The 248-nt window shown below is 65.7% G+C and carries 1 protein-coding gene; it reads left to right on the top strand.

Annotated features, from left to right (window positions below; genetic code table 11):
- Positions 1-44: 44 nt before the first annotated feature.
- Positions 45-248: NIL domain-containing protein (locus ACTFO6_RS19335; RefSeq protein ID WP_439935941.1), on the top strand; the 204-nt coding region annotated here is incomplete at its 3' end.

Below are 248 nucleotides of genomic sequence, written 5' to 3'. Positions count from 1 at the left end.
GCGGGCTGGATGGTGGTGAGGGTTGGCGTGCCATGGCGCAGGGGATGTCAGGGCGCTTGCTGCGGCTCAGCTTTCGGGGCGATGCCACGGGCACGCCGCTGCTCAGCCAACTCAGCCGGGATCTGCGCCTGGATCTCAGTATTTTGCAGGGCTCTGTCGGCCGCATCAAAGAGACTCCCTATGGCCAATTGGTGGTGGCCGCACAGGGGGCGGCAGAAGATCTGGATGCACTTGGCGGCGCGCTGGAC

Origin of the sequence: Pelomicrobium sp. G1 (genome assembly GCF_051905455.1) — a bacterium.
Classification (GTDB): Bacteria; Pseudomonadota; Gammaproteobacteria; order Burkholderiales; family UBA6910; genus Pelomicrobium.
This window is presented reverse-complemented; position numbering and strand designations above follow the sequence as displayed.